Below are 23,213 nucleotides of genomic sequence, written 5' to 3'. Positions count from 1 at the left end.
CGGCAATGTTGGCCACGTGTTCGGACAGCGCGCCCAGCGCTTGCGCATGCAGGGCGAAGTCGATGGCGGGTGCGCTGTCGGGCAACATATTGTTGAATGACGCGTTGCCGCACGCCTGCTGCAGGCGGTTGATGCAGCCGTAACCCCGGTTGTCGAGCACGACGATGATGAGTTTTTTGTCCAGCATCACGGAGGTGGCGATTTCCGAATTCATCATCAAATAACTGCCGTCGCCCACCATGACGATGACTTCGCTCTCGGGCTTGGCCATCTTGACGCCCAGGCCGCCGGCGATTTCATAGCCCATGCACGAATAGCCGTATTCCATGTGGTAGCCGCCGGGCGTGCTGGTGCGCCACAGTTTGTGCAGTTCGGCCGGCAAGGTGCCTGCCGCGCAGACGACGATGTCGTTGCTGGTCGAGTCCGGTGAAGAGCGCTGCACGGCGCCGATGACTTCGCCGTCATACGGCAAGCCGGCCACCTCGCGCTGGCCGGTAATAGCCAGCACGGTATCGCGCCATGCGTTCCCAGCCTGCTGTGCGCGGTCCAGCCAGTGGCCCGCGCTGTTCCAATTAGACAAGTGCCGCGACAAGCCCTGCAAGCCCAGTGTCGCGTCCGCCTGCACGCCCAGGCCACGGCGTTTCAGCGCATCGAAAGCGTTGACGTTCAGGCTGACCAGTTGCGCTTGCGCAAACAACGAATTCGAGCCCGTCGTGAAATCCTGCAAGCGCGTGCCCACGGCCAGCACCACATCCGCCTGCGCCGCCAGGGCATTCGCGGCAGGCGAACCGGTCACGCCGATGGCGCCCAGCTGCAGCGCATGATCCCACGGCAGGGAACTTTTACCGGCCTGGGTTTCCGCCACGGGGATGCCGTGGCGCTCGGCAAACGCCTGCAAGGCGGCGCTGGCCTTGCCGTACAGCACGCCGCCGCCGGCCACGATCAGCGGCTGCCTGGCAGACTTCAGCAAGGCGGCCGCTTCTTCCAGTTCCTGCTCGACGGGCGGCACGGCGCGGAAACGCACGGTGCGCGGCGTAAAGAAATCGGCCGGATAGTCATACGCCATCGTCTGCACGTCTTGCGGCAGAGATAACGTGACGGGACCGCAGGCGGCCGGGTCCGTCAAGGCGGCAATGGCGCGCGGCAAGGCCGTCAGCAATTGCTCCGGATACACGATGCGGTCGAAGTAACGCGACAGCGGCTTGAAGGCATCGTTGACGGAGACGCTGCCGTCGCCGGCGTCTTCCAGCTGCTGCAACACGGGGTCCGGCGCGCGCGAGACGAACACGTCGCCGGGCAACAGCAATACCGGCAAGCGATTCACGTGGGCCAGCGCGGCGGCCGTCAACAAATTGGTGGCGCCGGGGCCGATGGAACTGGTGACGGCCAGCATGCGCCGGCGCATGTGGGCTTTCGCATACGCAATGGCCGAGTGCGCCATCGCCTGCTCGTTGTGGGCGCGGTAGGTGGGAAACACCTCCTTGTATTGGTACAGCGCCTCGCCCAGGCCCGCCACATTGCCGTGGCCAAAGATGGCAAAGGCGCCGCCGAACAGGGGGGTCAAGGAACCATCGCCCTCTTCCGTGCGCAGGGCGGCCAGGTAGCGCACCAGCGCCTGCGCCATGGTCAAGCGGATGGTGTTGTGTAGGGTGGCGCTCATGCTGCACGCTCCAGGCGGTTGCGCGTACGCTGCCACAGGGCAATGAGCTGCTCGAAGTTGGCGCGCACTGCGGCGATCAAGCCCGCATCGTCCAGCTCTCCGGCCAGCCAGCGACGGCTCGGTTCCTGGAAGATGGTGCGTCCCACCATGAAGCCGCGGCACGTCGTGCTGGCACTGGCTTGTTCAAAACTGGCGGCCAGGGCGGCAATCGGCGCGTTCAAGCCCAGCAGGACGACGCCACGGCAATACGGATCGCGCTCGTGCACGAGGGCATCGATGGCTTGCCATTGCTGGGCTGACATGCTTTCCAGCTTCCACCATTCCGGGTAAATGCCCAGGTTGTACAGGCGCTTGACGGCGCGCAAGACCGTGTCGTCGCCGTGCGGCAAGGCATCCGACGGTATGACTTCCAACAACAGTTCGTGACCGCTCACTTGCGCCGCGTCATACAGGGCCTTGATTTGCGCTTCCTGTTCCAATCGGTTTTCCACGGTATCGTCCGGGTGCAACTGCACCAGGCACTTGATCACGTGTTCCTTCGGCCAGCTGAGCAGGTGCGAACCGATGGAGCGGCCCCAGTCGAATTGCAGCGGATTGGAACCGGGCAATTCCACGGGACGGCCTATCCACCAGCCGCGCCCCGTCGCGTCGTTGAGCGCGTCGACGCCATAGCGTCCATCGATCAGCACGCCCGTCTTGCCAGCCAGTTGCAAGGCCGCTTCCGTCTGCGCCACGGCTTGCACCATCAGTTGCTTCAGGGCGCAAATAGCCGATTCGGGCGCGCCCGTCTGTTGCGCCAGCTCAAAGAATTGCGTACGGTGGTCGAAGGCAAACACGCACAGTTCATCCCACTGCGGGCGCGCCACCGTCGTGCGGTGCAGGCGGGACAAGGTGGCGTCCTGGTCCGGTTGCGTCAGTTTTTCCGCATTGGCCAGGAAATAGTCGAGCTCGATGGGCGACGGCATGGCCGGTGCGCAGCCGTGGCGCGACACGACGAGGGCGCCGCAACCGTTCGCGTAACGGCAGCACGCCCCGTAATCCTCGCCGCGCAGCCAGCCTTTCAAAAAGCCCGAGAGAAACGCGTCGCCCGCGCCCAGCACGTTCAGCACTTCCACGCGCACGCCGCGGTAGTTATACGCATCGTCCAGGCTGTGCGGTACCACGCTGTCGATGACGGCGCTGCCCAGCGGGCCCCGCTTGACGACGAGGGTGGCCAGGGTGGCGGCCCGCACGGCGCGCAAGGAGGCCATGATGTCGGCACCGCCGCCGGCGATCATGAATTCCTCTTCCGTGCCGACGATCAGGTCGAACTGCGGCAGGATCGCCTGCAAGTGCCGCGTGACACCATCGTTGGAAACGAAGCGCGTTTCGCCGTCCGCCTTGCCGGAAAGTCCCCACAGCACGGGCCGGTAATCGATGTCGAGCACGGTGCGCACGTTGTTGGCGCGCGCCAATTTCAGGGCCTGCGTGCTGACGGCGTGCATGGCAGCCGTCGAAAAATGCGTGCCGGTGATCAACAGCGCCTTGCTCGATGCAATAAAGGCGGCGTCGACGGCGGATGGCTCGATGGCCATGTCGGCGCAGTTTTCACGGTAGAAAATCAGGGGAAACGTGTTTTTATCCTTGATGCCCAGCATGACGAGGGCCGTCAGGCGGTCGCGGTCGATGCCGACATGGCTGACGTCGCAACCCTCTTTCGATAACGTGTCCGTCAAGAAACGCCCCATGTGGTCGTCGCCCACCTTCGACAGCATGGCGGACTTCAAGCCCAGGCGGGCCGTGCCGAAGGCGATATTCGCCGACGAGCCGCCCAGGTATTTGGCGAAACTGGTCGCGTCTTCCAGGGTGCTGCCGATCTGCTGCGCGTACAGGTCCACCGCCAGGCGGCCCAGGCAGATGACGTCCAGCGCGCGGCCCTGGGCAAATTGTGTCGGGTTATTCATGGTTATCCTTAAATCGTGACACCGTCGAGTTCACTCATCAGCGTTTGCATTTCCGCACCGCCCGCCATCATGTCGAGTACTTCATCCTTGGAAACAGTTTCCTTGGTGTAAGTGCCCAGCGATTTGCCCCGGTTCAAGAGGGTGAACGAGTCGCCCACGGGGTAGGCATGGTGCACATTGTGGGTAATAAAGATCACGGACAAGCCCCGTTCGCGCGCCTTGTAGATCAGTTTCAACACATTGAACGACTGTTTCACGCCCAAGGCCGCCGTCGGCTCATCGAGGATCAGCACGCGCGCGCCGAAGTGGATGGCGCGGGCAATGGCCAGGCATTGCCGCTCGCCGCCCGACATGGTACCCACGGCCTGGTGCGGGTCGCGCACCATGATGCCCATTTCGGCCAGCTTGTCGCGCGCCGTGGTAGCTGCGTACTCCATATCCATCACGGGCAGCACGCCGAACATTTTACGGATCGGTTCGCGGCCCATGAAGAAATTGCGCGCCACGGACAGCAATGGCACCAGCGCCAGGTCCTGGTAGACGGTGGCCACGCCCAGGTCGAGCGCTTCCTTCGGCGAATTGAAGCTGACGGGCTTGCCGTCAACCAGATACTCGCCGCTGGTGGGCCGGTGCACGCCGGCCAAGGTCTTGATCAGGGTCGACTTGCCGGCACCGTTATCACCGAGCAAGCAATGCACTTCGCCCGGTTTCAGGCGCAGGGTGACGTTTTGCAGGGCGATGACGGAGCCGAAACGTTTGCTGATGTTTTCCAGCGCAAGGATGTATTCGCTCATGGCTTATCTCGCTTCCGTGACACGGGCACGGACAAAGTTGTTGAACAGTACCGCGATCAACAGCATGACGCCGAGGAAGACGCGGAACCAGTCCGAATTGATATTGGTATAAGTAATGCCGATCTGCACCACCCCGAAGATCAGCGCGCCGAAGCAGGCGCCGACGACGGAACCGTAGCCGCCCGTCAGCAAGGCGCCGCCGATGACGGCCGCGATGATGGCTTCGAATTCCTTTTGCATGCCGCGGTCGGCGGCGGCCGAACCCACGTCAAATACTTGCAGCGTGGCAAACAGGCAAGCGCAGAACGCCGTGAAGACAAACAGCGATACCTTGATGGTTTTCACGGGCACGCCCACGTTCTTGGCCGCGTTGGCGTCGCCGCCGACAGCGAAGATCCAGTTGCCGATGCGGGTGCGGGCCAGGACGAAGCCGGACACCAGCGCCAGGCCGGCCCACCAGACGATGACCTTGGGGATGCCCTTGACCAGCGGCGCGCCATTGTCGAGCGCCGTGATCCAGCCTGCCTTGGCCATCCAGGCGAACAGCGACGTGCCCACTTCGCCATGGAACAGGGTCATGGCCAGCCAGTCGTCGGCGGCCAGCGCGCCGATGCCGCTGACGATGGTGCGGTTGGCAAACATGATGGACAGGGCCAGGGTCAGGCCGCGCAGGATGAACAGGAAGGCCAGGGTGACGATAAACGAAGGCAAGCGCGTCTTGATGACCAGGTAGCCGTTGAGCCAGCCCAGCGCCATCGAACCGGCAAAGGCGAACAGGATGGCGGCCCACACGGGCCAGTGGAAGTAGACGGAAGGGATGGCGATCATCATGCCGGCAAAGCCGATCATGGAGCCGATCGACAGGTCGAATTCGCCGGCGATCATCAATACGCAGGCGCCGATGGCGATGATGCCCAGGTAGGCGGCCACTTGCGCCCAGTTGATCACGCCGTCGAGGTTGAACATGCCGGAGTCGCCGGCCGTCAGGATAAAGAAGGCGAACACCAGGATGGCGCCCGAGATCGAGGCGAATTCCGGGCGGCTGAACAGCCGCTTGAGCCAGCTGACCTGCCCCACGCGCTCATCAAAGCCCTGCTTTTGCGGCGGCGTGCCCGAGGCGGCCATGCCACCCTGCTCCACGCTTAATTTCACGGTACTCATGCTATGTCTCCCTTGTTTTATAGCAACCTACCAGCCTCGACAGCAATTCCAGGGCGGCAGGACCCGCGCGCCGGCAAGCATGGCCTGCGCGCGGGGACAACGACTAAGGTCTTGATTGAACTGAAAAGCGGGTGCTTAACGGAACTGGCCGGCGTATTTCTCTACCTTGCCGATATTGTCCTTGGTGACATAACCAGGACCGGAACCGATATGGCGCGGGCCATACGATGGTGCCAGGCCGTACTCGGCCAGGCGCGCCTTGAATTTGGCGTTATTGATCAGCTTTTCGCGCACCTTGGCTAGGTCCGTGGTCTTGTCCTGCTTCATGATGGCCAGCACGGCAACGGGGATATAGCCTTGCAGGTAAGGTTGCTGGTCGATGGCGAACTGGATGCTGCCATCCTTGATGCCCTTCGAGATTTCATCGGACAGGTCGAACGTGGCGAACCACATCTTGCCCTTCAAACCCATTTTTTCCAGGGCCTTCAGCGAAGCGTGGGCCGAGGTGGGGCCCAGCGCCAGCACGGCCTGGGTTTTCGGGTTGTTGCGCAGGTAGGCGCTCAACTTGCTTTCGATGGTGGTCGGATCTTCGCCCGCATCCAGGGTGGCGGCCTTGAAATCGACGCCGATGGCTTCGGCAAAGCCGCGGCAGCGCTCGAATGACGACGGATTCGTCGCGTAATGGTTGACGCAAACGAAGGACTTGATGCCGGCCGCCTTGGCTTTTTCGCCGGCGCCCTTGCCTGCCTCGTATTCAGGCTGGCCCACGTGCATCACGGCGCCCAGCTGCTCGCTTTGCGCCAGGGTGCCCGAATTGATCGTGACAAACGGAATCTTCTTGGCAGCAACAAGGCCCAGCGGTTTTTGCAGCACGCTGAAGTCGGCGATGCTGACGATCACGCCGTCGTAGTTGCGGGCAGCCGATTGCTCGACCAGGCGCGCCATGTCGGCCAGGTCGCCGTTCGGTGGATTGCGGTAGTCGACGGTGACATTGAAGTCTTCGCCTGCTTGCTTGACGGAATTTTTAATCGTATTCCACCAGGAATCGGAATCGGGCGCATGGCTGATCAGCACGAATTTCTCGCCTGCCGCGTGGCTGGCGCTCATGCCCAGACCCAGTCCCAGGCCGAGGCCCAGCACGGCTAGGTGCTTCAGAAATCCCTTACGCTTATTGCTTTGCATGAATGTCTCCTTGAAGGATTAATTTTTATAGTTGCCAGCTTTTGTCGCGTGTCAGCGGGGAGCCGGAAAACCGGCAAGACCCGATGCACTGCGCACAGCTTAGGCCACAAAAAAGACAAATGCAATAAAATTTTCAAAATAAATTTAAATAGAAAATCATTTCTATTTTCTGGATTCACTCCTATAATTCTCGCCAGAACCAGCCGCCGCAATCCTGTTGCGCGGCCCAGCAAGCAACCGAGGAAAACACCATGGCAGCCACCGCCCCCATCGAACAGCTGATGCAGCACATTGCCGCCGAGTACGACAATCTGTCGCGCCAGCTGAAAGTCATCGCGCAATACATTGAAAAGCACCGTGCCAGCCTGATGCTCGAACGCATCAGCGACATCGCGGCCGCCTGCGACGTGCAGCCGTCCGCCATCGTGCGCTTCGCGCAGCGCTTCGGCTATACGGGCTTTTCGGAAATGCAGGACGTGTTCCGCCAGGCGTACACGGACCAGGCCGGCGCCACGCCCGACTACCAGCAGCGCATCCGCAAGCTCATTTCCACGCGCGACGCCGCCCTCAGCGCAGGCGACCTGACGCGCGAATTCGTCGGCGCCAGCCGCGCCGGCCTCGACGACCTGGCGGCCGGCCTCGACGACGCGCAGCTGGAAGCGGCCGTCAACCTGCTGTTGAAAGCGGAAAACATCTATGTGATCGGCGTGCGCCGGTCCTTTCCGATCGCCTCCTACATCGCCTACGCGCTGGAACACACGGACAAGCGCGTGCACCTGATTAGCGGACTGGGCGGCATGCACCGCGAACAGATGCGCAGCGTGCGCGAACGCGATGTGGCGATCGCCATCAGTTTCTCGCCTTACGGCAAGGAAACCCAGCAGTGCATCAAGGCGGCGCAAGACAAGGGCGCCAAGGTCCTGGTGATTACCGACAGCAAGCTGGCCCCGCTCGCACGGGCCACCGACGCGCTGCTCACCGTCACCGAGGGCAGCGCCTTCGCCTTCCGTTCGCTGACCAGCACCATCTGCCTGTGCCAGGCGCTGTTCATCGCGCTGGCATACAAATTAGAGCTCGACATCGAAGAAATCCACACCCCAGGAGAACATGATGATTGAAGTAGCGTTGTTCGGCGCCGGACGCATCGGCAAAATCCACGCGGCCAACCTGGCTGCCCAACCCGGCGTGCAGTTCAAGTACGTGGTCGACGTCAACCAGGAAGCGGCCGCCGCCCTTGCCGGCTTGCACGGCGGCAGCAGCGCAACTGTGGAAGCGGCGCTGGCCGACCCGGCCATCAAGGCCGTCGTCATCGCTTCCAGCACGGATACGCACGCGGACCTGATCCTGCGCTCGGCCGCCGCCGGCAAGGCCATCTTTTGCGAAAAACCCGTCGACCTGACCATCGACCGCGCGCGCGCCTGCGCCGCCGCCGTCAAGGAAGCCAAGGTACTGTGCATGCTGGGCTTCCAGCGCCGCTACGACCCGACTTTCAATGCCGTCAAGACACGCATCGAAGCGGGCGAGATCGGCACGCCGGAGTTGCTGGTGGTCACCAGCCGCGATCCCGGCCCGCCGCCCGTGAGCTACATCAAGGTCTCGGGCGGCATCTTCAAGGATATGCTGATCCACGATTTCGACATTTTCCGCTGGATACTCGACGATGAAGCCGTCAGCGTGCACGCCACGGGCAGCTGCCTCGTCGACCCCGCCATCGGCGAGGCTGGCGACCTGGACACGGCCGTCGTCACCATCCGCACGGCGAAAGGACGTTTGTGCCAGATCAATGCCTCTCGCCGCGCCGCCTACGGCTACGACCAGCGCTTCGAAGTGCTGGGCAGCGCCGGCATGCTGCAGGCAGGCAACCACAAGCCGACGGAAGTGACGGCCTATGGTTCCGTGAACGTCAGCGTGGACAGGCCGGAAGATTTTTTCCTGGAACGTTATCGCGTGGCCTACGCGCAGGAAATGGCGCACTTCTTTGACTCCCTCACCCACGGCACGCCGCTGCGCACCACCGTCCACGATGGCTTGAAGGCACTGGAACTGGCCGAGGCGGCCACCTTGTCGTGGCGCGAGGGTCGTGTCGTGATCCTGGCGTCGTAACTTTATAAACAACAATAAAAAATCTGGAGACACCATGTCATCCCCAACATTAAAAGTCGGCATCGTCGGCCTGGGCCGGCTGGGCCAGCGCCACGCCATCAACCTGGCACAGCGCGTGCCGAATGCCGAAGTCGTGGCCGCCTGCAGCCCCGTGCAAGCGGAACTGGACTGGGCCGCCAGCACGCTCGGCATCACCACCGGCTATGCCGACTACGATGCCCTGCTGGCCCACCCTGGCCTGGACGCCGTCTTCCTCGTCACACCCACCTCGCTGCACGCGGATCAGATCATCGCCGCCCTGCGCGCCGGCAAGCACGTGTTTTGCGAAAAACCGCTGTCGCTGGACCTGGCCGATTGCCTGAAGGTGGAAGCGGAAGCGGCGCGCCACCCGCAGCTGACCATCATGATCGGCTTCGTGCGCCGCTTCGACGCCAGCTACCATGACGCGCAGCAAAAGATCGCCCAGGGGCTGATCGGCAAGCCCTATCTGGTGCGTTCGCAAACCTGCGACCAGAACGACCCCAGCGGCGCCTTCATGCGCTTCGCCCCCACCAGCGGCGGCATCTTCCTCGATTGCAGCGTGCACGATATCGACCTGGCGCGCTGGCTGCTGGGCAATCCCGTGCCCAAACGCGTGTACGCGAGCGGCACCAACGCCATCCACACGGGCTTGCAAGCGTTCGGCGACGTCGACAATGGCCTGGCAACGGTCGAATTTTCCGATGGCAGCATGGCCAGCTTCATGGCGTCGCGCACCATGGCGCATGGCCATGAAACCCTGACGGAAGTGTTCGGCACGGGCGGCCGCCTGGCCGTGGGCAGCAATCCGCGCCTGAACAGGGTGGAAATTTCGGATGCGCATGGCGTACGCAATGAATGCACACCGGACTTCTATGCCCGCTTCGCCGACGCCTTTTTGATCGAGGCGCAGGAGTTTACGGATGCGGCGCTGGGCCGGCGCACCTTGTCCTTGACCTTGCACGACGCGACGGAAGCGACGCGCATCGGCCTGGCCATGACGCAAGCGATGCGCGAAGCGCGGCCCGTCGAGTTTTAAGCTGCCGGTGGACTCAGGCAGCCGGCGCAGGAAACGGTTGCTTGGGTTCCACGGCCAGCCGCAAGCCCATGGCATCGAGGATGGCCGTCAAGGTGCTCAGCGAGGGATTGCCTTCGGGCGACAGGGTGCGGTACAGCTGGGTAGGGTTGAGCTTGGCAGCCTGCGCCACAGCGGGCACGCCGCCAAAGGCACGCGTCAGCTGGCGCAGCACGGCCAGCAGTTCGCCATGGTCGCCATCGACGAGGATATTGTTGATCAATTCCAGGGCGAAGGCGGGATCGTCGCGGTACAGCTCAGCCATCGCTTCGTCATGCGAGCGGTCTCTTGGTGGTTTGCGGATGTCCTCGTTCATGTTCTCTCTCATGTCCCCTCTCCTTCCAGTCGTGCCAGCAGGCACAGGCGTACTCGATATCTTTCGGTTGCGTGCGCTTGTCGCCACCGCACAGCAATAAAATGATCTGCCCGTCGGCGATGGCGTAATACACGCGGTAGCCGGCCCCCACATCGATGCGCAACTCCCACACGCCGTCGTGGCAAAACTTGTGGTCGCCAAAATTGCCAAGAATCATACGCAGCACGCGGCGCACGATGGCCACCCTGGCCGTGTTGTCGCGCTGGCGCTTCAGCCATTCCGTATATAAATCCCTGCCCGATGACGTCAGGTAGTGCCGGATCTCATACATCATATTCGTCCATAAACGAAGAAAGGTCAAGGAGAAAATCACGTGTACATGTAAAAAAGAAGACCACGCCATCTTGCTACCAAACCCGCTCACACAGGCCACGAATGCCAGGTTCACTGAGCTACATCAAGATGCCTTTCGCTCATTGTTATAGGGAAATGATGTCGCCCGACCGTGCCTCACGCCTGGCTGATTGCGCTATACAATAAGCGCTGTCCAACCGTGAAGAACCCTGCCTCCATGAGCAACAACGACAGTAACTCCCCTTCCCTCGCCGACGTGGCCGAACGCTACGTCAAGCTGGTCCTGGCCATGGGCCAGCACGATGCCTCGTATGTCGACGCGTATTACGGCCCGCCCGCGTGGCAGGCAGCAGCGGTCAAACAGCCGCAGAGTTTGAGCGATATCAAGGATGGCGCAAATGCGGCGCTGACCCTGCTGGCCGACGCCTCTTGCCTGCGCGCCCTCAACCTGCGCAAGCAGTTGCAAGCCGTGCTGGCCAAGGCGGACATGCTGCAAGGCACACGCCTGGATTTCGACACGGAAAGCGCGCGCCTGTACGACGCCGTTTCGCCCCACCACAGCCGCGCATATTACGCAGAACTGGTGGCGCAGATCGACGCCCTGCTGCCTGGCGACGGCACGGTCAGCGAACGCGTGAACGCCTTGCGCGCGCAACTCGTCATTCCCGCCGACAAGCTGCGCGCCGTCATGGACGCGGCCATCCGCGCGGGCCGCGAACGCACCTTGCAGTACATTGCCCTGCCCGAAGGCGAGGATTTCGTGCTGGAATTCGTCACCGACAAGCCGTGGAGCGGCTACAACTGGTACAAGGGTAACTACCAGAGCGTGATCCAGATCAATACCGACTTGCCCGTGTATATCGACCGCGCGGTCGATCTCGGCTGCCACGAAGCGTATCCCGGTCACCACGTCTACAACGTGCTGCTCGAACGCGACCTGGTACGCGGCAAGGGCTGGATGGAATACTGCGTCTATCCGCTGTACTCTCCGCAATCCTTGATCGCCGAAGGCACGGCCAATTACGGCATCGAACTGAGTTTTACCGATGCAGAACGGCTGGCATTCGAACAGCAGGTGCTGTACCCGCTGGCCGGCCTCGATCCGGCGCTGGCGCCCCGCTACGCACAGCTGAACCAGTTGCTGGCCAAGCTAGGCTACGCCGACAACGACATCGCGCGCCAGTATCTCGAAGGCAGCCTGACCCGCGAAGAAGCGCTGGAATGGCTGGTCAACGTGCGCCTGTACCCGGCCGAAAAATCCGCGCAGCGCCTGCAGTTCTACGATGCCATGGGCGCGTACGTCATCAATTACAACCTGGGCCAGGACATGGCGAAAGCGTATGTGGAACGCCAGGGCGCGACGCGCGCCGAGCACTGGGCCGCCTTCCGCGACCTGATGTCGTCGCCGCGCGTGCCCAGCCATTTGCAGGCATAAGCCTTACTTCGGCGGCAGCCAGTACAGCGGCAAGGCCACGGCCAGGCACGCCAGCCCCGCCAGCAGCATGGCCAGCTGAAAACCGGCTGCCAGGGCGGCAACCTGCCCCGCCCGCTCCAGCAAAGCGGCGGCGCGCAAGCTCATCACGCTGCCCAGCACGGCCACGCCCAGGGTCATGCCCGCCTGGCGCAAGGCATTCATGATGGCCGAAGCCATGCCGGCTTGCTCGCCGCGCACGGATGCCATCACCAGCAAACCGGTGGCCGGCACGGCCAGGCCCATCGCCAGGCCCAGCAGGCCGAACAGGCTGCCGACGATGGCGTAGGGCGTCCGCGGCGCCAAGGTCGCCGTCGCCAGCAGCACCAGGCCCGCCAGCACATAGCCGCCCAGCATCATTCGCCGCAGCGACAAGTGGCGGCTGAGGCGGCCGAAGCAGAGGGAAACGACGCCCATGGCCGCGAACTGCGGCAACATGCGCCAGCCGCTGGCCGCCGCCGGCCAGCCCTGGATCTGCTGCAGGTATAGCGAAAAGAAGAACAGGCTGCTGTAGCAGGCAAAGCCCAGCACCAGCGACGCCAGGTTGACCAGAGCAAAAGTGCGTTCGCGAAACAGCCGCAGCGGCAACAAGGGACGCGGCGCGCGCGCTTCGACGGCAAGAAAGGCGATGAAGGCCAGCAGTGCCACGGCCAGCGACGGCCAGGCCTGCATGCCGCCCTGCTCACCCAGGGCAATCAAGCCATACGTGAGCGCGCCCAGCCAGACGATGCTGAGCACCTGCCCGGCACGGTCCAGCGCCGCCTGGTCACGGTAGCGGCGTTCCGCGATGCCCCAGGCGCCCAGCAGCATGGCCAGCACTCCCAGCGGCAGGTTGATCAGGAAGATGCTTTGCCAGCCCGTGACCTCCAGCAGCATGCCGCCCAGCAGCGGCCCCAGGATCAGCGCCAGCGCGCTGAAGGCCGACCAGCCGCCGATCACGTGCGCCCGTTCGCGCGGGTCGGGAAACGCATGGCTGAGTATTGGCATGGCGCCTGGAATCAGCAAGGCTCCCGCCACGCCCTGCACGGCACGCCCGGCCAGCAGCAGCGGCAGGCTGGCGGCCAGCGCGCACAGCAGCGAACCGGCCGTAAACAGGGCCACGCCCAGCAGCCAGATGCGCTTGTGCCCATGCCGGTCGCCCAGCGGACCGGCCGAAAGCATGCAGGCCGACAGGCACAGCGCATACGCGTTGATCACCCACTGCAAACCCGCCATATCCGTCGCCAGCGCCGTTTGCAGGGTGGGCAAAGCCACGTTGACGATGCTGATGTCGAGCGAGGCGAGAAAAGTGCCCAGGTAGGCGGCGGCCACCAGGGCCGCGCGGCGATAGCGCTGCATGGCGTGTCTCCAATTCATGAGTTCGCCTTCATCATAACTATCGACTGACCGTCAGTCAATTAAAACTATAGCCTTGCATGGCGGGTGCTTGGGCGACGCCCGCGCTTCACTTATACTGGGTGCATGACCACGACACGACACGCCAACCTCGCCCTGCCCGATGCCGCCGCCGCGCCGGCCCCCGTTCGCCCGCGCACCAAGCCTGCCGAAGTGCGCCTCGATGAATTGATGGCCGCCGCCGAGCGCCTGTTTCTCGACAAGGGTGTGGAAGCGACCACCGTCAGCGACATCACCACCCTGGCCGGCGTGGCGAAAGGCACGTTCTATCACTATTTTCCGTCCAAGCACGAGATGCTGGCGGCGCTGGCCGGACGCTATACGCAGCACTTCCTGGCCAGTCTGGAAACGGCCGTCGACCTGTGCATGCCCGGCGACTGGGAAGGCCGGCTGCGCGCGTGGGTGCAGGCGAATGTGGCCACTTACCTGCGCACCTGGCAATTGCACGACATCGTCTACACGAGCCACCGGCGCAGCATCGGCATCGATTCTGCGGACAATCCCGACAAGAATGCCATCCTGGCCCAGCTGGGCGCCATCCTGGCGGGCGGCGCGGCGGCCGGCACCTGGCCTTTGCCGCAGCCGCGCCTGGCGGCGCTGATGATTTACTCGGCCGTGCATGGCGTGACGGACGACGCCATCGCCGCGCAGTTACAGGACAGCAGCGCCTTCGCCGCCGACGTGGCCGACGCCTGCCTGCGCATGCTGGGCCGCTGACGGCGCCCAGCGATGTGAACCACTCCTGCGCGGCATCAAGCCACGGCGCCTGGCGTCATCCATACTGTATCGATTGGAGACACAGGCAATGAACCGGATTCTTTCCCGCATCCCCGCCCTGCTGCTGGCCCTGGCCTGCCTTGCAGCCTTCCTGCCGCCGGCACTGGCCCGCGATGCTGCCGTCGCGCCCGCCCTCAGTGCGCGCCAGCAGGCGCTGATGGCGACCGTCACCGGCAGCGCCGCCCATCCGCGCATCCTGCAGGTGCGCCTCGATGAACTGCATCCGACCCAGCCGGCCATCGGCTACGACCAGGTGTACTACAAGCTGGGACGCTATGCGGCCGAAGAAAAACATATCGCCGACATCGCCAAACCGAAGAAATTCGCCGACCTGTGCGAAGCCAATGGCCAGGGCGACGTCTTGCCCGGCACGGCCAATGTGGCCGGCGCCACGCTGGCCACGCCACCGCCCGGCTACCGCTGCAAGGCGGCCGTGGGCAGCCGTCCCGACGACATGAAGACTGTCGTCATCGGCCCGCGCGGCACCTTGTACCTGACCGATGGCCACCACACGTTTTCCAATTTCTGGGATGCCGATGGCGGGCGCAACCACCAACTCAAGGTGTGGGTCAAGGTCAGCGATAATTTCAGCGCGCTGGGCGAAACGGCCTTCTGGGCCCGCATGCGCGCGGAAAACAAGGTATGGCTGAAAAACGGCCGGAACCAGGCCATCACGCCGCAGCAGTTGCCGTCCGCCATCGGCCTCGCATCCCTGGGCGACGATCCCTACCGCTCGCTCGTGTACTTTACGCGCGAGATCGGCTACAAGCCGCCCGGCCAGGCCACGGAATTTCTCGAATTCTACTGGGCCGACTGGCTGCGCCGCAAACCGGCGCTGGACCTGGCGCGTGTCGACTTGCTTGATCCCGCCGCGTATGCCAGCACCATCCTGCTGGCGGCGCAGGCGATGGTGGCGCTGCAACCGGCGGAGCCCGTCAGCGGCGGCAAGCGCGCGGCGGACCTTGGCGCGCTGCGCGAAATCGACCATGCAGCGTTCGACGAACTGACCGAAGACAAGGGCAAGCTGGGCTACGCCATCGACTACCGCAAGTCGCTGCTGCGTCAGTAACATCCAGGCGTGTCATCATCCTGACATCTGCGCCCGCTAGCATGTCGGCACTTTTCAGGCCGACATCACGGGACACCATGTACAAGCACAGCATCCGCCGCAGCACCATATCGATTGCCATCGCCCTCGCACTGGGCGCCAGCCTGGCCGCCTGTGGCGGCACAGACTATCGCGGCACCACGGCGCCCGTCGTCCCGGTGGACCCCGTCACCCCGGCACGCATCCTGAACGTGGTAGCGGCCACCGGCAAGGCCGTGGCGAATGCTTCCGTCTCCGTGCTCGACGCCGGCAAGAATGTCGTCGGCAGCGGCACCACGGACGCGACAGGCAAAGTGGCCATCACCCTGGCTGCCGCGGCGAAGGCGCCCTTCCTCGTCTCCGTCACGCCGGCAGGCGGCACCACCCTGTACGCGCTGTCGCTGAAGGAAAGCGCCGTCAACCTGACGCCGCTCACCTCCGTCATCGCCATGCAGCTGCTGGGCAGCATCCCCTCGAGCGCGTCTCCCGCCAGCCTGGCCGCCATCGATGCGGCCAGGCTGCAAACGGCGCAGACGCAGCTGGGCACGGCCCTGGCGGCGCCCCTGCAAACCCTGGGCATGGCGGCCAACTACGACTTCGTCAATGGCGCCCTGACGCCGAACAGCAAGGACCCGGCCGACGTCCTGCTCGACAACCTGCAGGTAAAACAGAGCGGCACGGATATCGACATCGTCAATGCCAGCGGCAGCATCGTCGCGCAAATCATCGATGGCGGCGCGCCGCTCGCCACCGGCAAGAGTGTGCTGGAAACGCCGCCCGTGCTCAGCGCGCGCCAGCAAGTGCTGGCCGCCACGGTTGCCGGCACCGATGCGGCGCCCGTCTTCCTGCAAGTGTCGCTCGACGAACTGCATCCCACGCAGCCAGCCGTCGGCTACGACCAGATCTACTACAAGCTGGGCCGCTACGGCGCGGAAGACCTGGTCATGGCCAAGACCAACAAGCCGAAGAAATTCGCCGAACTGTGCGAAGCCAACGGCCAGGACGACGTGGTGAGCAAGACGGCCAACGTGGCCGGCGCCACCCTGAGCAATCCACCGGCCACGTTCCAGTGCAAGTCCGCCGTGGGCACCAAGCCGGGCGACATGAAGACCGTCGTCATCGGCCCGAACGGCACGCTGTACCTGACGGACGGCCACCACACGTTCAGCGCCTTCCGGGATGCCGACAATGGCCAGAACCTGCAGTTGAAAGTGTGGGTCAAGGTGACGGACAATTTCAGCAAGCTCAGTGAATACGATTTCTGGGCGCAGATGAAGAAGGTCAACAAGGTCTGGCTGAAGGATGGCGGCAACAAGGCCATCGCCACCAGCCAGCTGCCCGCGTCCATCGGTTTGAAGTCGCTGGGCAACGACCCGTACCGCTCGCTCGTCTACTTCACGCGCGACGCCGGCTACGTGGTGCCATCGACGGCCACGGAATTCCTCGAATTCTACTGGGCCGACTGGCTGCGCACGCAGCCCGGCATCGACCTGACCAAGACCGACACGCGCGACGTTGCCAGCTACATGGCCACCATCAAGAGCGCATCGACGGCGATGGCGGGCCTGAAGGCGAACGATATCGTCAGCCGCGGCGTGACGGCGCAAACCCTGGGCTGGACGGGCGTCTTCAGCCAGGCCGCGCTGGACGACCTGGTCACGCCGACGGGCAAGCTGAGCTATGCCGTCGCGTATAAAAAATCGCTGGCCAAGTAAGCGCGGCGCAAACGACAACGGCCCGCCTGTCAGCTGACAGGCGGGCCGTTTTTATGGACAACGTCGCTTACGCGATGCGTTCACCATTCTCCGGATCGAACAGGGCCGCTTTCGACAGGTTGAACGACAGCTGCATCGTCTGTCCTGGCAGCACGGCTTCGCGCGGATGCGTGCGGCAAGTCACGGCGGCGCCGTTCAGGCGCGTCGTCAGCAGGGTATCCGGGCCGGTCGGCTCAACCAGGTCGATCAGGCAACCCAGTTCCTGGCCCACGTCGCCGTGCGCGCTGCTCATGTCCGTGATCTGCTCCGGGCGCACGCCCAGGATCACGTCGCGGCCCGCATAGCTGCGCAGCTTGTCGGTGGCGAACGGCAGGGCCAGGCGCATGCTCTTGCCTGCGTTCTCGATGGCGACAAACACCTCATTGCCTTCGACGACGGGCTTGACGGTGATGAAGTTCATCGATGGCGAGCCGATAAAGCCGGCCACGAACAGATTCGCCGGATTGTCGTAGATTTCCTGCGGCGTGCCCAGTTGCTGCACCACTCCATCCTTCATGACGGCGATCAAATCGCCCATGGTCATCGCTTCGATCTGGTCATGCGTGACGTAGACGATGGTGGCCTTCAGGCGCTGGTGCAGCAGCTTGATCTCGGCGCGCATTTCCACGCGCAGCTTGGCGTCCAGGTTCGACAGCGGTTCGTCGAACAGGAACAGCGACGGCTTGCGCGAAATGGCGCGGCCCATGGCGACCCGTTGGCGCTGGCCACCGGACAGCTGCGCCGGGCGGCGGTCCAGCAAATGCGTGATCTGCAGGGTTTCGGCGACGCGGGCGACGATTTCTTCCTGCTCCGCCTTCGGCACTTTTTTCACGTTCAAGCCGAACGCGATGTTTTCGCGCACCGTCATCGACGGGTACAGCGCATACGACTGGAACACCATGGCGATGTCGCGGTCCTTCGGCGGCAGGTCGTTGACCACCTTGCCGTCGATGAGGATTTCGCCGGAAGTGACGCTTTCCAGGCCGGCCACCATGTTGAGCAAGGTCGACTTGCCGGAGCCGGAGCCGCCGACGAGGATCAGGAACTGGCCATCCTTGATCTCGATGTCGATGCCCTTGAGGACTTCGACGCCATTCGTGTACACCTTGCGGATGCTGCGTATCGATAAACTGGACATATTCTTTCCTTAACCTTTGACTGCGCCTGCGGTCAGACCGCGCACAAAATAACGGCCTGCGACCAGATAGACCAGCAGGGTCGGCAGCGCGGCAATCACCGCGGCCGCCATGTTGACGTTGTATTCCTTCACGCCCGTGGACGTGTTGACCAGGTTGTTCAAGCCCACCGTGATCGGCTGCGAATCGCCGCTGGCGAAGACGATACCGAACAGGAAGTCGTTCCAGATCTGCGTGAATTGCCAGATGATGCAGACGACGAAAATCGGACCCGAAATCGGCAGCACGATCTTGCGGAAGATCAAGAAGAAGCCGGCGCCGTCGATGCGGGCCGCCTTGATCAATTCTTCCGGCACGCCGATATAGTAGTTACGGAAGAACAGGGTCGTGAACGCCGTGCCATACACCACGTGCACGAAGACCAGGCCGGTAGTCGTATTGGCCAGGCCGAATTCGCCCAGCAGGCGCGCCATCGGCAGGATCACCACCTGGAACGGAATGAAGCAGCCCACCAGCAAGGCGGCAAACAGGATTTCCGAACCGCGGAAGCGCCAGTGCGCGAACACGTAGCCGTTGAAGGCGCCCAGGAAGGTCGAGATCAGCACGGCGGGAATCACCATCTTGATCGAGTTCCAGAAGAACGGCTGCATGCCGTCGCAGGTGACGCCCGTGCAGGCCGAGGACCAGGCCTTGGACCAGGAATCGAACTGCCACACGTGCGGCAGTGCCAGCAGGTTGCCGCTGCGGATCTCGTCGAGCGACTTGAACGACGTCGACAGGGTCACGTACAGGGGCACGATGTAGTACACCGCAAACAGGATCAGCAGCAGATATACAACCACCCGTCCGAGGGTGAGGCGATTATTGCGTGTAGGTGTCATCTCATCGCCTTTGCGCTGCGCGTTTCCAGGTACATCAGCGGCACGAGCACGGCCACGATGGTGGCCAGCATCATCATTGCCGATGCCGAGCCCAGGCCCAGCTGGCCGCGGGTGAAGGAAAACTGGTACATGAAGATGGCCGGCACGGACGACGAATTGCCAGGTCCGCCAGCCGTCAGTGCGATGACCAGGTCGAAGCTCTTGATGGCGATATGCGCGAGGATCAGCAGCACGCTGAAGAACACGGGACGCATGGCGGGAATCACGATGCGCCAGTAGATCGTCGGCAGGGATGCGCCATCGACTTGCGCCGCCTTGATGATTTCATCATCGATGCCGCGCAGGCCCGCCAGGAACAGCGCCATGACGAAGCCCGACGATTGCCACACGCCGGCGATCACCACCGTGTAGATGGCCATGTCGGAATTGACCAGCCAGTCGAAGGTAAACGAGGTCCAGCCCCAGTCGTGCATGACTTTTTCCAGGCCCAGGCTGGGATTGAGCATCCATTTCCACGCCGTGCCGGTGACGATGAAGGACAGCGCCATCGGATACAGGTAGATGGCGCGCAGCGCGCCTTCGGCGCGGATTTTCTGGTCCAGCAGGATGGCCAGGAACAGGCCGATGGCGATGCTGCAACCGATGAACAGGACACCGAAGATGCCGAGGTTCTTGAGCGAGGTCCACCAGCGCTCGTTGTCGAACAGCTCGACGTATTGCACCAGGCCGGCGAACTCGTAGTTCGGCATCAGCCGCGATTCGGTCAGCGACAGCCAACCGGTCAAAAAGATAAAACCATAGACGAATACCAAGCTGGCGATGAGCGTGGGGCCCAGCACCATCTGCGGTATCCATCGGTCGAATTGCTTGCGTATGGACATAGGACAGCCGTAGAAGTAGAACTGCGTGTGGCGCCGGCCTGGACGAACGCCAGGGCGGGCGCCTGCGATGCATGCGATGCAGCGGGCGCCGGCGGGAGTGCCGGCGCCGTCGTGATTACTTCACTTTTGCCGCTTTGGCCAGGGCTGCAACCGCGTCTTTCGAACTCATGTTGGTGTTCATGAACTTGGCGATGACGTCGGTCACGGCGCCTTGCGTGGCCGATGGCAGCGCCATGCCGTGGGCGAACGATGGCACCAGCCCGCCGTTCTTGTTGGTGGCGTCCATGTCTTCCATCGATTTCAGGGCGCAAGCGTCAAACTTGTCCTTGGAAACGCCGGAACGCACGGGGATGGAACCCTTGTTCAGGTTGAAGATCGACTGGAATTTCGGATTCATGATGGCGTTGGCCAGGGCGATCTGCCCTTTCTTCGCATTCGCATCCTTTTGCGTGAACATGGCAAACGAATCGATGTTGAAGGTGTAGGCCTTGTCCGTGCCAGGAGCGGCCACGCACAGGTAATCCTTGCCCGGCACCTTGCCTGCAGCCGTGAACTCGCCCTTGGCCCAGTCGCCCATGAACTGGAAGCCGGCCTTGTTGTTGATGACCATGGCGGTCGCCAGGTTCCAGTCGCGGCCTGCCGCATCCTTGTCGATGTAGGTCTTCACCTTGCCCAGGGTGTCGAACACCTTGAGCATGGTCGGGCCGGTCAATTCCTTCTGGTCCAGCTTGAGGATGGCCTTCTTGTAGAATTCCGTGCCGCCCACGCCCAGCGCGACGGATTCAAACACGGTAGCGTCCTGCCATGGCTGGCCGCCGTGGGCGATCGCGATGCCGCCCGATTTCTTGATTTTCTCGGCCGCGTCGAAGAACGCATCCCAGGTGGTCGGGGTGGTGGCCACGCCGGCTTTTTTCAGCACTTCCGGGTTGACCCACATCCAGTTGACGCGGTGGACGTTGACAGGGGCGGCAACGTAGTGGCCCTTGTATTTCATGATGTCGGCGACGACTTTCGGCAGCACGGCATCCCATTTGCCTGGAATGGCGGCATCATCGATATTGGCCAGCACGCCTTCCGCGCCCCACTCCTGGATCGACGGGCCCTTGATCTGGGCGGCCGTTGGCGGGTTGCCGGAAATGACGCGGGTTTTCAGCGCGGTCGCGGCGTTTTCGCCAGCGCCACCGGCCACGGCGAAGTCTTTCCAGCCGAAGCCGCTTTCCTTCACGATTTGCTGCAACTGGCCCACGGATTTCGCTTCGCCGCCGGAGGTCCAGTAGTGCAACACTTCCACGTCGGTCGCAAAGGCGCTGCCGGCAAATGCCAGGGTGGTCAACGCGGCCAGTTGGGTAATCTTGAATTTCAGTTTCATCTCCACATTCCTTTTTTGATCAAGCTTTTAGGGGGCTTCGGCATACGGGGGCCGAAAAAGGTGAAATCTGCGCCTGTACCGGCGCTCTTGTGCTCAGACCCGCTTGCAAACGGGCATCATCTTCAGTGAAAAGACGGCGCCGTGATCCATGAAACGACTACATTGCATTTATATCACGGGACGGCGCCAAAAACGCATCCGCGAAGGATGCGCCAGGTTGATCTGCATTACAAACATCAACACTGAACAAAACCGTCGCGAGCGGCAGTGATTTGTGGCTAAGAAGCGCAACCGTGCTAGAGCACGGTGAGCATCGCAGGCCGCAAAGCGCGCCGCGCAGCAGGTTTGGTTCGGTGTTTAGAACCAGGTTTCTACCTGGAAACCATAGGACGTGCCGCTGGTATTGTTGTTGTAGATCGGGCCACCGTTGTTCGACGCATTGACCGAGGCGGTGGCCGCATCGTTCCATTTGCCGTAGGTCACGAAAGCGCGCAGTTCAGGACGCGACCACAGGCCAGGACCAGCCGAGATCGTCGGCGCGATGGTCAGCTTGGTCAGGCGCTTGGCCGGCAGGCCGCCCGCTTGCGTCACGCGGTCCGTGCCCAGTTCGCCCACCAGCTTGAAGTTGTCGGTGAATGCGTACACAGGGCGCACGCCAACCGAGGTCCAGGTCGAGGAACCGTTGGCGTTCGACTCGTCTTTTTGCCACAGGGCAACGAATTCCATGCCGAAGTTGGCCATCGGCTGGATCGCCATGTCATTGAAGATACGCGTGCGTTTCACGTCCGAACCGAAACTGGTGTCGCCCGAAGCGCCGAACTGCGCGCCCTTGCCCGTGCCGGGACCGACGCCGTACTGCACGCCGAAGGTATTGCCACCGCCAAACACTTTACCTTGGCGGTGGAAGGCCGACAGCTGCCAGCCATTGTGTTTCTTGCCGTACAAGTCGTTGTCCTTGCCTTCACCGATGATGTAGGTCGCGGCCAGGTCCAGCGTGCCGTTTTCATTGACGGGAATCTCGCCGTAGATGAAGTTCTGGCGCACGGCCGAACGGGTGCCGAGCAAGGCGCCCGGCTTGCCGCTGATCGTGCCGAGGCTGTCATCGAACTTGTTGAAATCGTTGTCCTTGAAGAAGGCATACGAGAATTTACCGGGACCAGCAGGAATGCGGTCCAGGCCGGCACCCGTGCCGTTCATATTGATGTATTGCAAGTCCAACATGTGGATGTCAGGACGGTAGTAGAAGCGTTTACCGATCCAGGCCGTGCCGCCGTTCAGGAAGTCGAGTCCCTGCGCTTCGACGTAGGCCTTGACGATGCCCAGCTTGTTGTCGCCGAAATCCGAGTTTGGCGCATAAGCGTTGACCCAGATGGTGGCCAGGTAGTTCACGCCGCCGGACTTGGCGATGGACTTGGTGTAGCCGAATTCCGTGTAGGCGTCGCACTCATTGCCCAGACGGTATTTCATGGTATTGCCACCCAGGCCGAAGCAGCCTTGCGAACCGCCGTCGCCCGACGTATTGCTGCCGGCGCCAGCGCGCAGGTAGCCGTGGAAGCCTTCGGAGTCGGATGGGTACATCGGGTCGGCGGCAGCGGAACCGCTGGCGATGGCTAAGACGATGGCAGCTGGCAGCGTTTTCAACACGGCCTTCAACATGGTGCGATGCAGCATGGTAAGTCTCCTCAGTAATTTATTTTTTATCTAGTCATTCGTGGCCGAATGTACTGGCCAGAATTCTTTCCAGCAGGGACATAGTAACTATACTACGAACAAATATCAACATATTATGTTGTAATCCTACGACTACTCTGCGACACTTTATTTGCGTACCGACAGGCGCGTTGACTGCCCTGTTT

The 23,213-nt window shown here is 62.7% G+C and carries 20 protein-coding genes; 7 read left to right on the top strand and 13 right to left on the bottom strand.

Going from position 1 to position 23,213, the window contains the following annotated elements:
* The 5 genes from iolD to VPH40_RS25385 form a co-directional block, all read right to left on the bottom strand.
* Positions 1-1,660, bottom strand: a 1,660-nt coding sequence (iolD, locus tag VPH40_RS25405; protein ID WP_328574844.1) for a 3D-(3,5/4)-trihydroxycyclohexane-1,2-dione acylhydrolase (decyclizing), incomplete at its 3' end; no start/stop codon positions are given.
* Positions 1,657-3,603: a bifunctional 5-dehydro-2-deoxygluconokinase/5-dehydro-2-deoxyphosphogluconate aldolase gene (locus tag VPH40_RS25400; RefSeq protein WP_328574843.1), complete on the bottom strand. Its 1,947-nt coding sequence runs from the start codon at positions 3,601-3,603 to the stop codon at positions 1,657-1,659. The genes iolD and VPH40_RS25400, both read right to left, overlap by 4 nt.
* Positions 3,604-3,611: 8 nt before the next feature.
* Complete coding sequence (locus tag VPH40_RS25395; RefSeq protein WP_251351989.1) at positions 3,612-4,397, bottom strand: ATP-binding cassette domain-containing protein; 786 nt, start codon at positions 4,395-4,397, stop codon at positions 3,612-3,614.
* Positions 4,398-4,400: 3 nt separating this feature from the next.
* On the bottom strand, positions 4,401-5,522 hold the full coding sequence (locus VPH40_RS25390; RefSeq protein WP_077409079.1) for an ABC transporter permease: 1,122 nt from the start codon (positions 5,520-5,522) through the stop codon (positions 4,401-4,403).
* 171 nt (positions 5,523-5,693) lie between these two features.
* The gene (locus tag VPH40_RS25385) at positions 5,694-6,740 is read right to left on the bottom strand and encodes a sugar ABC transporter substrate-binding protein (protein WP_099664429.1); all 1,047 of its coding nucleotides are present in this window, start codon (positions 6,738-6,740) and stop codon (positions 5,694-5,696) included.
* A 251-nt stretch (positions 6,741-6,991) separates the two neighbouring features.
* On the opposite strand from VPH40_RS25385, the gene VPH40_RS25380 reads away from it, so the two are divergent.
* The 3 genes from VPH40_RS25380 to VPH40_RS25370 are packed head-to-tail and all read left to right on the top strand — an operon-like array spanning position 6,992 to position 9,900.
* The gene (locus VPH40_RS25380) at positions 6,992-7,858 is read left to right on the top strand and encodes a MurR/RpiR family transcriptional regulator (RefSeq protein WP_289898903.1); all 867 of its coding nucleotides are present in this window, start codon (positions 6,992-6,994) and stop codon (positions 7,856-7,858) included.
* Positions 7,851-8,843 carry an inositol 2-dehydrogenase gene (gene iolG / locus VPH40_RS25375; protein ID WP_328574850.1) on the top strand — a complete coding sequence of 331 codons (993 nt, stop codon included), beginning with the start codon at positions 7,851-7,853 and terminating at the stop codon, positions 8,841-8,843. Before VPH40_RS25380 ends, iolG begins: the two co-directional genes overlap by 8 nt.
* Before the next feature lie 34 nt (positions 8,844-8,877).
* Entirely contained in the window at positions 8,878-9,900 is a 1,023-nt protein-coding gene (locus VPH40_RS25370; RefSeq protein WP_328574842.1) for a Gfo/Idh/MocA family oxidoreductase, read from the top strand.
* Between the two features lie 13 nt (positions 9,901-9,913).
* Here VPH40_RS25370 and VPH40_RS25365 read toward each other — a convergent pair whose 3' ends face one another.
* Together VPH40_RS25365 and VPH40_RS25360 are read right to left on the bottom strand one after the other, a co-directional pair.
* A complete protein-coding gene (locus tag VPH40_RS25365) occupies positions 9,914-10,252 on the bottom strand; it encodes a helix-turn-helix domain-containing transcriptional regulator (RefSeq protein WP_099664432.1) in 339 nt (112 codons plus the stop codon).
* On the bottom strand, positions 10,209-10,586 hold the full coding sequence (locus tag VPH40_RS25360; protein WP_442906690.1) for a type II toxin-antitoxin system RelE/ParE family toxin: 378 nt from the start codon (positions 10,584-10,586) through the stop codon (positions 10,209-10,211). The genes VPH40_RS25365 and VPH40_RS25360 overlap by 44 nt, the downstream gene beginning before the upstream one ends.
* Before the next feature lie 237 nt (positions 10,587-10,823).
* Between VPH40_RS25360 and VPH40_RS25355 the strand changes: the two genes are divergently transcribed.
* Positions 10,824-12,041: a hypothetical protein gene (locus tag VPH40_RS25355; protein ID WP_328574841.1), complete on the top strand. Its 1,218-nt coding sequence runs from the start codon at positions 10,824-10,826 to the stop codon at positions 12,039-12,041.
* A 3-nt stretch (positions 12,042-12,044) separates the two neighbouring features.
* On the opposite strand, the gene VPH40_RS25350 is transcribed toward VPH40_RS25355, so the two are convergent.
* Positions 12,045-13,415, bottom strand: a complete 1,371-nt coding sequence (locus VPH40_RS25350) for an MFS transporter (RefSeq protein ID WP_328574848.1) — start codon at positions 13,413-13,415, stop codon at positions 12,045-12,047.
* A 228-nt stretch (positions 13,416-13,643) separates the two neighbouring features.
* Here VPH40_RS25350 and VPH40_RS25345 point away from each other — a divergent pair, with 228 nt between their 5' ends.
* From VPH40_RS25345 to VPH40_RS25335, 3 genes are all read left to right on the top strand, one after another.
* On the top strand, positions 13,644-14,189 hold the full coding sequence (locus VPH40_RS25345; RefSeq protein ID WP_305057251.1) for a TetR/AcrR family transcriptional regulator: 546 nt from the start codon (positions 13,644-13,646) through the stop codon (positions 14,187-14,189).
* Between the two features lie 88 nt (positions 14,190-14,277).
* A complete protein-coding gene (locus VPH40_RS25340; RefSeq protein ID WP_328574840.1) occupies positions 14,278-15,318 on the top strand; it encodes a ParB/Srx family N-terminal domain-containing protein in 1,041 nt (346 codons plus the stop codon).
* Between the two features lie 77 nt (positions 15,319-15,395).
* Positions 15,396-17,051, top strand: a complete 1,656-nt coding sequence (locus VPH40_RS25335; protein ID WP_328574839.1) for a ParB-like protein — start codon at positions 15,396-15,398, stop codon at positions 17,049-17,051.
* Positions 17,052-17,118: 67 nt separating this feature from the next.
* Here VPH40_RS25335 and VPH40_RS25330 read toward each other — a convergent pair whose 3' ends face one another.
* From VPH40_RS25330 to VPH40_RS25310, 5 genes are all read right to left on the bottom strand, one after another.
* On the bottom strand, positions 17,119-18,228 hold the full coding sequence (locus tag VPH40_RS25330; RefSeq protein WP_099664438.1) for an ABC transporter ATP-binding protein: 1,110 nt from the start codon (positions 18,226-18,228) through the stop codon (positions 17,119-17,121).
* Positions 18,229-18,237: 9 nt separating this feature from the next.
* Positions 18,238-19,107 (bottom strand): carbohydrate ABC transporter permease, encoded by an 870-nt coding sequence (locus VPH40_RS25325; protein ID WP_034777933.1) that lies wholly within the window; start codon positions 19,105-19,107, stop codon positions 18,238-18,240.
* On the bottom strand, positions 19,104-19,988 hold the full coding sequence (locus tag VPH40_RS25320) for a carbohydrate ABC transporter permease (protein WP_010397323.1): 885 nt from the start codon (positions 19,986-19,988) through the stop codon (positions 19,104-19,106). Before VPH40_RS25320 ends, VPH40_RS25325 begins: the two co-directional genes overlap by 4 nt.
* A 115-nt stretch (positions 19,989-20,103) precedes the next feature.
* Complete coding sequence (locus tag VPH40_RS25315) at positions 20,104-21,357, bottom strand: ABC transporter substrate-binding protein (RefSeq protein WP_086143001.1); 1,254 nt, start codon at positions 21,355-21,357, stop codon at positions 20,104-20,106.
* Positions 21,358-21,714: 357 nt separating this feature from the next.
* Complete coding sequence (locus tag VPH40_RS25310) at positions 21,715-23,028, bottom strand: maltoporin (protein WP_099664440.1); 1,314 nt, start codon at positions 23,026-23,028, stop codon at positions 21,715-21,717.
* Positions 23,029-23,213 lie beyond the last annotated feature (185 nt).

Source organism: Janthinobacterium sp. P210005, from assembly GCF_036231865.1.
GTDB classification, from domain to species: Bacteria; Pseudomonadota; Gammaproteobacteria; order Burkholderiales; family Burkholderiaceae_D; genus Janthinobacterium; species Janthinobacterium kumbetense.
This window is presented reverse-complemented; position numbering and strand designations above follow the sequence as displayed.